The organism is Bartonella saheliensis (genome assembly GCF_902162175.1).
In genome coordinates this window covers 1-11,155 of the sequence record NZ_LR607235.1, presented here as the reverse complement: position 1 = coordinate 11,155, position 11,155 = coordinate 1, and the positions used below count along the sequence as shown (strand labels likewise).

General features: G+C 38.9%; 2 protein-coding genes and 1 pseudogene. All 3 read right to left on the bottom strand.

Going from position 1 to position 11,155, the window contains the following annotated elements; translation table 11 throughout:
• A pseudogene (locus FS875_RS08385) lies at positions 1 to 3,594 on the bottom strand (hypothetical protein); the annotation flags it as partial.
• A gap of 1,161 nt (positions 3,595 to 4,755) precedes the next feature.
• Positions 4,756 to 9,474 carry a YadA-like family protein gene (locus FS875_RS08380; RefSeq protein WP_166428916.1) on the bottom strand — a complete coding sequence of 1,573 codons (4,719 nt, stop codon included), beginning with the start codon at positions 9,472 to 9,474 and terminating at the stop codon, positions 4,756 to 4,758.
• Between the two features lie 1,250 nt (positions 9,475 to 10,724).
• On the bottom strand, positions 10,725 to 11,155 hold a 431-nt coding region (locus FS875_RS08375; protein WP_208000014.1), incomplete at its 5' end, for a YadA-like family protein.

The window sequence follows — 11,155 nt, the reverse complement described above, 5'->3', positions numbered from 1 at the left end:
GCTTCGTTTAATCTCTTTTTGAAGATTCTCAAAAGACGTTCCTACACCAGAAAAAGCGGCAACTACACTATCATAGCTTGCTTCTTCAACGGCACTGCTATCTTCTTTCACTGTCTTAACTTTGAAGATAGGCGCTTTCCATTCTCCATTCTCATAGCTGCCTTCACCACCTAAAGACTTTGCAACACTGCTCCCTAGAGTATGAAGCTGATTACCCGCTACAGCATCGCTTGAAGTTGCACTAATCTCTCCATTGGAAAGAGACGTAATCTTGCTACTTGTTTTGTTATTTTCTTTCCCGTGCGTTGCTACAAAAGCGCCTTGCGTCTTATCCCACAACAAGGCATCATCTTGAATAATAGTAATGTCTTTTTCAATCTCTTTGGTAATTTCATCCTTAATATGCGCGAATTTATCTTTAACTTTCTCAAATGAATCACCAACACCAGCAAAAGCAGCCGCAACATTGTCATAACTTGAGTCAGCAACATCGCCATCTTCTTTGAAGGTCTTAACTGTGAATGTAGGAGCATCCCATGTGCCATTTTCATAACCAGCATTACCACCTAAGGTCTTCGCAACACTGCTCCCTAGAGTATGAAGCTGGTTACCCGTCACAGCATCATGAGAACCCTCAATAATCTTACCATCCGCAACATTATGGAGTGCCGTGAGGGTTTTATCTTTGCCGCCAAACGTTACATTCGCATAATCAACACTGCCACTTACATCATCTCTTTTATCATAATGCACAACCGCTGAATCTTCTGACTGAAGATGATTAATCTGATTAGTTATCTCATTTTTGATATTCGTGAATGAATTACCAACTCCACTCAAAGCTTCCGCTACATTGGTATAGTTCTTCTCTTCAGAGTTACCATCCTTTTTAACAGTGTTAACCTTAAAACTAGGTGCTTTCCATTCTCCATTCTCATAGCTGCCTTCACCACCTAAAGACTTTGCAACACTGCTCCCTAGAGTATGAAGCTGGTTACCCGCTACTGCATCACTCGAAGTTGCACTAACCTCTCCATTGGAAAGGTACTTAATCTTGCTACTTGCTTTGCCTTCACCATGCTGTGCTACAAACGCATTATCAGATTCACTCCATAACAGAGCATTCTGCTTTATATTTTCTGTAACCTGTGTATTGCTTTGTTTAATCTCTTTTTGAAGATTCTCAAAAGACGTTCCTACACCAGAAAAAGCGGCAACTACACTATCATAGTTTGTTTCTTCAACGGCACTGCTATCTTCTTTCACTGTCTTAACTTTGAAGCTAGGCGCTTTCCATTCTCCATTCTCATAGCTACCTTCACCACCTAAAGACTTCGCAACCCCTGCACCCAATTTATAAAGCTGATTACCCGTGACAGCATCACTTGAAGTTGCATTAATCTCTCCATTAGCAAGAGACGTAATCTTGCTGCTCACTCTGTTTTCTTCTTTGCCATGCTGCGCTACAAAGGCATTATCTTTAGCGCTCCAGTTCAAAGAATCGCTCTTCTCACTAGCAATTTCTTTGCTAATCTCATTCCTAATGTTTGCGATAGAACTACCAACACCAGCAAAAGCAGCCGCAACATTGTCATAACTCGAGTCAGCAACATCACCATCTTCTTTGAAGGTCTTGACCGTGAATGTAGGAGCATTCCATGTGCCATTTTCATAACCAGCATTACCACCTAAAGTCTTCGCAACACTGCTCCCTAGAGTATGAAGCTGATTCCCTGCTACAGCATCACTTGAAGTTGCACTAACCTCTCCATTGGAAAGGAATTTAATTTTGCTGGTTGTTTCTGCTCCTTCTTTTCCATGCTGCGCTACAAAAGCATTCTCTTTATTGCTCCATAGCAAAGCATCGCCTTTAACTTCTTTATTAATATTGTCTAATTTTTTATTAAAATCATTAACAACATTAGTTAGATGTGTGTTCACATTTGTGAAGTTCGTATCAATACCTGCAAAAGCAGAGCCTACATTATTATAGTCAACTGCTTGTCCTTCCGTTCCATCTTCTTTGTAACTTTTAAGCCTGTAAGTCGGTGCCGTCCATGTGCCATTCTCATAACCAGCATTACCGCCTAAAGACTTTGCAACACTGCTTCCTAGAGCATGAAGCTGATTACCCGCTACGGCATCACTTGAAGTGGCACTAATCTCTCCATTGGCAAGAGACGTAATCTTGCTGCTCACTCTGTTTTCTTCTTTGCCATGCTGCGCTACAAAAGCATTATCTTTAGCGCTCCAGTTCAAAGAATCGCTCTTTTCACCAGCAATTTCTTTGCTAATCTCATTCCTAATGTTTGCGATAGAACTACCAACACCAGCAAAAGCAGCCGCAACATTGTCATAACTCGAGTCAGCAACACCGCCATCTTCTTTGAAGGTCTTAAACTTAAAAGTTGGACCCTTTGAGTTACCATCTCCAAAATCAGCACCACCACCAAAATACCTAGCCATATTGGTACCAACCATATATAGCTGGCTGCCATTCACAGCATCGGTTGAATTTTGTGTTAAAGATCCATTTGCAACAAATTTGATGCGGCTTGCTCTTCTGTTTTCTCCTTCGCCGTGCATAGCATTAAAGGCTTGATCAGTTTCACTCCACAATAAAGCATCGCCTTGCACTTTATTAACCACATTATTAACCTGTTCAGTCAATTTATTCTGGACATTCAAGATAGAAGTACCAACCCCAGTCAAAGCACTAGAAACATCATTATAAACCTGATCGTTAGATCCACCATAAGTATCGAAGGTCTTGACCGTGAATGTCGGAGCGGTCCATGTGCCATTCTCATAACTAGCATTACCACCGAAAGACGTAGTAACAGCAGTGCCTAGTGAATAAAGTTGGGAACCATTAACTGCCTGAGTGGACTTTGCTGAGAGCTTACCAGCAGCAAGATTAAAAATAATCCGAGCTTTCTTTTCACTATTCATAATATTTATTTTTGTTAATGGTGAATTAAGAGCAATAGTTACCGCCTTTTTTCCATCCTCATCCCCATCCCCATCCTCATCCCCATCTTCATCCCCGCGAACTAATCCACGAGATAAACTTCTTATAAAAGGAAGGCTGTTTACATTCTCATGCCGATCATTCCTCTGAGAGAGATTTTTTGGTTTTTCTCCCATAATAGAGGGAGCCTTTATCTCAATAATCTGACGCTTCAAATTTGTGAAAGAACTATTAACGCTAGAAAATGCATCTACTCCATTCTTAAAACCTTCTCTCCCCGCGAATGCAATATCAAAAGCAGCTTTAATCTGAAACTTGAGCTTAGATCTTAAGTTTTTGGAGGCCTCTTCACCCCCTATAAATGCAAAGCCACTCTCTGTATACAATTTACTGCCAACTATATCGCTTGGTGGAATAGCTTTAAGCATATTTGTACCACCATTCAAATCGTTTGATATGTTATTGAAAGTTTGAGAATGAGCAGAAACAGGAGAAATATTTGATAAAAATATAATCACCAAAGCCAATGAAAGCGCTTTCATAAAAAGTGATCGATAAAACGAGAAAGAATTTTTAAAATCACTCACCACTTGCGCTTTTGATGTGGTATATAATTTTCTCATAACAAATTCTCCAAATAAGAAAAACATATTGAGAACATTAAAAAACCATATTTCAGTATTAGGGACGGTTCAGGGATGTATTTTTTGCTTGTTCTCTGTAAGGTTTGTTGTTTTCGCAGAAGCGGACAGATGTGATTTAAACTTCGCTAAGGGTGTGATTGATGTTGATTGATAATTTCGTTAATGAGGTTTTCTACTTTTAAGCAGAGTGTTCTTTTGGAAAAGATTTCCTGACTTTGAGTGTGGAAAAAATGGAAAAGATATATTTCCACGCTTTTGGGGGGCGTGTAATTTATGGTTTTTGAGGTAAAAGAGCTCATTTTATGCACTGGAAAAGCAATAAGTTTTTATTGCGAAAAGAGTTAGGTTGTTGAGAGTGTTTTTGGTGAAATCGTTGCACTTTTCTTATAAGAATGTGCAATGTACTCTTGGATCCTAGAGCTTTCTCGCGAAGAACTTTAAAATGAGATGATAGTGGTTTTGTGGTTTTTTCATAATTTCTCGCACCTCCCCTTGCGATAGTTCTCTTCTGTTTTTACCAGAATGAGTCTTAATTTAGGACCATTCTATCTTTTTATAGACTATTAAGACAAATAGCAAGAAGAAAATGAATTTAATTATTTTACAGAATGAGTCTTTCCGATTTCGGCAATCGTGAAAGGTCTTTATCATGCAAAATTCGTGGCTTCATTGCATAGGTTAGAGACTTAATAGAGAGGTTCTATTTCATAGTTTGTTTTAGGCACCCTGTTTTGAGCAAAATGAGTCTTACTCATCATTGTGCTTGCTGTATGACTTATGATTGCTTCTGTTGTGTACAGAGCAAAAACAATAGTAAATGGGATTTTTGATTTTTTATAACGTATCCCCCCAATGGATATTTTTTCTCAATGAAACTGTAGACCGTACATTTTTTAAATAGTGCGTAATTATGCATTCTATTCATTTATATGAAAGTATTACTCTGCATTTGTAAAATTTTTGTTAAAGCGCTTTGTTTCTCATTAAAATCGATTTCACTAAGCGTATTATGAATATTTTACAATTATACTTATGGCTTTCTCTGTAAAATATTCTTTCTCTATACTATAAAATTTCACCCTTGCCTCCTCAGACAAGGGTGAAAATGCAGTTAAATTGTAGTTTACGTATTCTCTGGTGTTATTTTAATTTCAGAGTTATTCCACCCCCTATACCCCACTGACCTCCGGCACTGGTTGCTGATAGATTAGAACGAATCTTGCCATCTTCAGACGTATAACCTGCACCAATAGCAAAGGCAGATTGGCCACGCCACAAACCACCAGCAAATGAAAGACTCAAAGATCCTGGATCGTCGAAGTAACGTAAGTTAGATGCTGCTAAACCAATCGCTGCTGCTTGTCTAGCCTCTTTACGCACATTCTTCATTTCATAACTTAAAGCTTCAAACTTCTTATCCGTGTAGGCGTTCGCCTTGTTAACGCTATCATTGATAAGATTACCAACTTTCTTGTCCGTATACTCGTTCGCATCTTTAAGAACAATCTTCATCTGCTCATTGGTATAATTATATAACTGACCACCATTCACTGCTTTCTTAGAATCTGCTTCAATTTTAGCACCCGCTACATTGTCTATCAAAACAGGTTCACTTTCATTTCCACCTACTAACTTGATGCTATTGGTTTTCTTTCCGTCTTTGACATCATAGCTAACCGCAACATCTACCTTTTTTTCAACTTCTGTTACCTTGTTTTCAACTTCTGTTACTTTGTTTTTAACTTCTGTTACTTTGTTTTCAACTGCCTCATTCATCTTCGAAAGCTGTCCACCATTAACCGCATCTTTGGAACCTTCTGCAATCGTACCATCGGCTACATTGGTAATCTTACTTGGCGTTCCATTATGGCTAGCGTCATAGGCTCCTGTTTTTTCATCCCATGGAAAACCATTAGAGGATCCGTTAGAGTTTACATTTTTCTCAACCTTACTAAGGCGATTGTCGATAATGGACAGAGTCTGATTCATACCAGCAAAAGCAGAGGCGACACTACCATATGACGTCTCTGAAAGACTACCGTCTTTGAATTGGTTTACCATAAATGTAGGAGCTTGCCATTCTCCCTTTTCATTATACCCAGCACCACCGCCAAAATAAGTAGCAATCTGTTTGGTCATCTCATAAATCTGAGCACCATTGATTGCGTCAGTTGAGTTTGCAGAAATACCACCAGCAGAAAGACCAAACAAACGCCGGTTTTCATTTTTACTATTTATAAAACTCACTTGTTTTGAAGGCGAGTCATGAGCAATAGGTGTCGTATCCGCATCCCCATCTGCCCTCTCATTGAGAGCTCTAGGTGACATTCTCGTAAGAGGTGACATTCTCCCAAAAGGAAAGTCTTCGCTAATAAGAGCACTTTTTTCACCTACACCGTTCATAACCCGTTCATTCAAACCCATGAAAGTATTATTAATGCCAGCAAATGCAGCCGCGACACTCTTATACTCGTGCTCAGTCTCATTACCATACTTATCAAAGTCTTTAATTGTAAAAGTAGGATTTAACCATTTTCCCTCTTGATCAAATCCAGCTCCACCGCCCAAATAACTTGCAAATGTCTGAGCCATAAAATAAAGTTGAGCACCATTTACTGCTTCGTCCGATGTTTTTGTAAAGGCCCCTCCCTTAACACCAGAGAGAACTCGTAGGGTACCCATTTTGTTTGCAATATCTATTTTTTTGCCATTTACTATTCCACCAATGGTAATAAGCCCGGTGCTATCTTGCTTAACAAGAAGATCCCCTTTCACATTTTTGATCTTTTGATTAAGATTTATAAAAGAACTACTTACACCAGAAAGTGCATCCGCAACATTTTCATAGCGCATGTCAGCCTCACTACCATTCTCGCTCAAGACTTTAACTGTAAAAGTAGGAGCAATCCAGTGGCCATCTTTATCATATCCAGCATCACGACTAAAATAGCTAGCAACTTCATTATTTATCGTATGAAATTGAGAACCATTTATTGCATCTGTCGATGTTGCTGTAATCGAGCCAGCATTAACACCAGAGAGAACTCGTGGAGTACCATCACTGTTTGCAATACTTACTCCCGTTCCACCTACTTTTCCACCAATGGCAATAAGCCCGGTGCTATCTTGCTTAACAAGGCTATCACCCGCCACATTGGTTGCTACATTTTCAATCTTTTGATCAAGATTCTCAAAAGAAGTATTCACACCAGTAAATGCATCTGCAACATTCTGATATTTCTTGTCAGCTCCATGGCCATCCTTATCAAAGACTTTAACCATAAAAGTAGGAGCACTCCAGTTGCCGTCCTTATAGTCAGCTCCACCCCCAAAATAGCTAGCAACTGTATTGCTCATCGAATAAAATTGGGAACCATTTATTGCATCTGTCGATCTTGCTGTAATCGAACCAGCATTAACACCGGAAAGAGTCCGTGCCGCATTATCAGTGTTTGCAATACTTACTCTCGTTCCACTTACTTTTCTACCAATGGTAATAAGCCCAGCGCTATTTTGCTTAACAAGAGTATCATCTTTCACATTTGTGATCGTTTGATTAAGATTTATAAAAGAATTACCTACATCAGAAAGTGCATCCGCAACATTTTCATAGCGCCTCTCAGTCTCATTACCATTCTCGTTCAAGACTTTAACCGTAAATGTAGGAGCAATCCAGCGGCCATCTTTATCATATCCAGCATCACGACTAAAATAGCTAGCAAGTTCATTGCTCATCATATAGAATTGAGAACCATTGATTGCATCCGTCGATGTCATTGTAATCGAGCCAGCATCAATACCGGAAAGAGTCCGCGCCCCATTACCACCGTTTGCAATACTTACTCTCGTTCCACTTACTTCTCCACCAATGGTAATAAGCCCAGTATTATCTTGCTTAACAAGACTATTACCCGCCACATTGGTTGCTACATTTTCAATCTTTTTATCAAGATTCACAAAAGAAGTATTCACGCCAGTAAATGCATCGGCAACATTCTGATACTCCTTGTCAGCTCCATGACCATCCTTACCAAAGACTTTAACCATAAATGTAGGAGCACTCCAGTTGCCGTCCTTATAGTCAGCTCCCCCCCCAAAATAGCTAGCAACTGTATTGTTCATTGAATAAAGTTGGGAACCATTGATCGCATCCGTCGATATTGCTGTAATCGAGCCAGCATTAACACCGGAAAGAGTCCGTGCCGCATTATCAGTGTTTGCAATACTTACTCTCGTTCCACTTACTTCTCCACCAATGGTAATAAGCCCGGTGCTATCTTGCTTAACAAGACTATTACCCGCTACATTGGTCGCTACATTCTCAATCTTTTGATCAAGATTCACAAAAGAAGCATTCACGCCAGTAAATGCATCGGCAACATTCTGATACTCCTTGTCAGCTCCACTGCCATCCTTAGCAAAGACTTTAACCGTAAACGTAGGAGCACTCCAGTTGCCATCTTTATCATATCCAGCTCCACCGCCGAAATAGCCTGCAACGACATTGCTCATTGAATAAAGTTGGGAACCATTGATCGCATCCGTCGATGTTGCTGTAATCGAGCCAGCATTAACACCGGAAAGAGTCCGTGCCGCATTATCAGTGTTTGCAACACTTACTCTCGTTCCACCTACTTTTCCACCAATGGTAATAAGCCCGGTGCTATCTTGCTTAACAAGACTATCACCCGCAACATTGGTCATCACATTCTCAATCTTTTTATCAAGATTCGCAAAAGAAGTGTTCACGCCAGTAAATGCATCGGCAACATTCTTATACTCCTTGTCAGCTCCATTGCCATCTTTATCAAAGACTTTAACCGTAAACGTAGGAGCACTCCATTTTCCATCTTTATAGTTAGCACCACCCCCAAAAGACTTCACGACTGCAGTGCCTAGTGAATAAAGCTGAGAACCATTGACTGCCTGATCCGATGTTGAATCAATCATACCATTACGAACACCCGTAATAAGCCGCGCTTTATGAAACTTATTTGCAATATCTATTGCAGAGCCATCTCTCTGCGCACCTATTGTAATAGTCCCTGCAGAATTTTGCTTAACAAGCATATCAGACAAGATATTTTCAAATTGCTTATCAATGTCCTTCTTCCATGCTCCCCACCCTATAAACACAGTATCAAAAGCATTTTTAATCTTTTTATCAAGATTCGCAAAAGAATCGTTTACGCCAACAAATGCAGCTGCGACACTATTATAATTCTTGTCAACTCCATTACCATTTTGATCAAAGGCCTTAACCATAAAAGTAGGAGATATCCAATTTCCATTTTTATCATATCCAGCCCCGCCTCCAAAAGACCTCGCTACCCCAGTGCCCAGTGAATAAAGCTGGGAACCATTGACTGCTTGATCCGATGTCGGACCAAGCACAGCATTACGGACACCCGTAATAAGCCGCGCTTCATGAAACTTATTTGCAATATCTATTACAGAACCATCTCTCTGCGCACCAATTGTAATAGTCCCTACAGCATTTTGCTGAACAAACTGATCTAAAAGCAATTTATTAAATTTATTATTAATAGTCGTGTTAACTTCATTCTTCCAACGCGCAAAAGCACTTCCCACACCGGCAAACGCTGAGCCAACATCTCTATACACCTTACCGTCAATTATATAAACTGGTGCAATGCTTTTACGTATATCTGCACCACCACCAAAATAAGTTGCGACATTACCCCAAAGATCACAAGCAGAAACAGGAGAAGCATTTGATAAAAAGATTGCTACTGAAGCCAATGAAAGCGTTTTAATAAAAGAGAACCCATAAGGCGAACAAGAATTTTTTAAATGACTCGCTGTTGGCATTTTTGATGTAGTATATATTTTTTTCATAATAACTCCTCCAAGTAATAAAAACATTCAAAAGACATACTCTGGCGCTAGAAGCATTCAGAGGGTCTTTTTTTATAAAAGATTAGGGTTGTCATAACGGGACAAAGGACTATCTAAAGGCTCAATGAGATTGTGATTGACATTGATTGACAATCCAGATAATGGAAATTGTCTTTCCAGCTTTAGGGAGTTTTTTTTGCAAAAAATCCCTCGGGTTTTGGTGTGAAAAAAATGAGAATATTGAAGAGACATATTTTTTCGCTTATTTAGATACTATACTTCGTAAGCAATAAAGGATGTTCATTGCAAAGAAGGATTGGATGTTTTCTGAGTTGGGATGTTTACCGTGAGGTTATTGCGCTTTTTGTAAGAATAAGCGAAATATCCGTAACTCTAGAGTTTTATCTCTTCAAATTCTGTGGAATAGATTTATAGTGATTGAATGATTTTATCATAATTGCTTCCCCGCGTTTTACAAAATCGTTTCTTAACGATTCTTTTACTTTTTATATAATATTAAGAAAGATAGCAATAAAAAAATGAAGTTAAGTATTTTTCATAAAATAATTCTAGAATTTAGAGCCTCATTATTTGCTCTGTAGATGTTAGAAATACTTATACATTGTTGTGCTTTAGACTAACGTTGTTTTGATTAATAAATTTGTACTCACTCATTACCGCTGCTGCATACAGAAATAATTAAAATAGTCAAAAATAAAATTTTTGAGTAATTTTAATAAAAATATATCACTGTGGTTTCTTGCGCGCCTTCTTGTAAAAAATTATATAATATATTGCTCTTTAGATTACGGTTTACAGCTATGTTCAATAGTTATGTTAACCTCGATATTATTATAGCTTACATTGCGCACCGCTAAAGTAGCGGTTATAATTTATTTTTCTTCTTTTTTAATATCCTCAATATCATCATTCAACACTTAAAATTATATATTTGTATAAGATTTGCTATCATTAACGATATCTCTGTTCACTTGTATACTTTTTGCATCTTCAAGAACAATATTCATCTGTTGCTCGATGCTCATCATGCAACAACTAACCAGCCCTCTACTGCTTCTGTCAAATTTGCGTAAAATACACTACTCTCCACGGCTTTCCTCTTTCGCTTATTTTCAGCATCGATGCTGACAATTATTATTTGTGGGAATCGTCCTTTTAAGAGCGCAATAGTCTTCGCTCCTGTCTTGAATAGACAGGAGCGGTTTTAAAAATAATAGTAATGCATTTTATTAATTTAGCGTGAAGCTTAATCCTACGCCCACACCCCAGCGACCTCCAGCACTTGTAACCGAGAGACTAGAGCGAGTGTTTCCATCTTCAGATGTATAACCAGCTCCGATAGCAAATGCAGATTGATTGAGCCATACACCAGCACCAAGTGCAACACTTAACTTTCCTGGTGTATCATTGTAACGTAAGTTAGACGTTGCCAAACCAATCGCTGCTGCTTGCCTTGCTTCCTTGCGAACATCCTCAATGGCATAATTTAACGTCTCAAACTTCATATCCGTATAGGCTTTGGACTCATTAACTCCATTGCTTACCAAATCATTGACGTGCTCATCCGTATATTTCTTCGCATCTTCAAGAACTATCTTCATCTGTTGATCCGTGTAATCATGCAATTGACCTCCAGTAACAGCCTCTTTCGAGCCACTTT

Excerpts from the sequence above, each read along its gene's own strand:
- FS875_RS08380 (WP_166428916.1), bottom strand. The coding sequence starts at position 9,474 with ATGAAAAAAATATATACTACATCAAAAATGCCAACAGCGAGTCATTTA.